Source organism: Rurimicrobium arvi (assembly GCF_039540495.1).
In the GTDB taxonomy this organism is placed as follows: Bacteria; Bacteroidota; Bacteroidia; order Chitinophagales; family Chitinophagaceae; genus Rurimicrobium; species Rurimicrobium arvi.
This window is the reverse complement of record NZ_BAABEZ010000016.1, coordinates 1,735-2,994: the sequence shown is the minus strand read 5'-3', so window position 1 is coordinate 2,994 and position 1,260 is coordinate 1,735. Positions and strand designations below refer to the sequence as shown.

Here is a 1,260-nt window from a genome sequence, read left to right as displayed (position 1 = left end):
AACCCAGCACAAGTTATGTTGTGTTATCGACAAGTGAATTCATAGCTTGTCAGAAGGCAGACCCGGAGAACTGAAACATCTTAGTACCCGGAGGAAGAGAAAGAAAATTCGATTCCCTGAGTAGCGGCGAGCGAAACGGGAAGAGCCCAAACCAATAAGCTTGCTTATTGGGGTTGTAGGACACTCTATACGGAGTTACAAAGGAATATATTAAACGAATCATCTGGAAAGTTGAATCAAAGAAGGTAATAATCCTGTAGTTGAAAATATATTCTCTCTTGAGTGGATCCTGAGTACGACGGAGCACGTGAAATTCCGTCGGAATCTGGGAGGACCATCTCCTAAGGCTAAATACTCTCTAGTGACCGATAGTGAACCAGTACCGTGAGGGAAAGGTGAAAAGTACCCCGGAAGGGGAGTGAAAGAGAACTTGAAACCGTGTGCTTACAAGTAGTCAGAGCCCGTTAATGGGTGATGGCGTGCCTTTTGTAGAATGAACCGGCGAGTTACGATCTGATGCAAGGTTAAGCAGAAAATGTGGAGCCGTAGCGAAAGCGAGTCTGAATAGGGCGTATAGTATTTGGTCGTAGACCCGAAACCAGGTGATCTACCCATGGTCAGGTTGAAGTTCAGGTAACACTGAATGGAGGACCGAACCGACTTACGTTGAAAAGTGAGCGGATGAACTGTGGGTAGCGGAGAAATTCCAATCGAACTTGGAGATAGCTGGTTCTCTCCGAAATAGCTTTAGGGCTAGCCTCAAGTGATGATTATTGGAGGTAGAGCACTGTTTGGACGAGGGGCCCCTCTCGGGTTACCGAATTCAGACAAACTCCGAATGCCAATTAATTTAACTTGGGAGTCAGAACATGGGTGATAAGGTCCGTGTTCGAAAGGGAAACAGCCCAGACCACCAGCTAAGGTCCCAAAATATATGTTAAGTGGAAAAGGATGTGGCGTTGCCCAGACAACTAGGATGTTGGCTTAGAAGCAGCCATCATTTAAAGAGTGCGTAATAGCTCACTAGTCGAGTGACACTGCGCCGAAAATGTACCGGGGCTAAACATATTACCGAAGCTGTGGATTGTCCTTTGGACAATGGTAGGAGAGCGTTCTAAGGGCGTTGAAGCATGATCGCAAGGACATGTGGAGCGCTTAGAAGTGAGAATGCCGGTGTGAGTAGCGAAAGACGGGTGAGAATCCCGTCCACCGATTGACTAAGGTTTCCAGAGGAAGGCTCGTCCGCTCTGGGTTAGTCGG

Annotated in this window: 1 rRNA gene (only partly in view); it reads left to right on the top strand. The window is 47.4% G+C overall.

Going from position 1 to position 1,260, the window contains the following annotated elements:
• Nucleotides 1-1,260: ribosomal RNA gene (locus ABD846_RS06140) — 23S ribosomal RNA — on the top strand (its annotated part continues 1,550 nt past the right edge of the window); the annotation flags it as partial.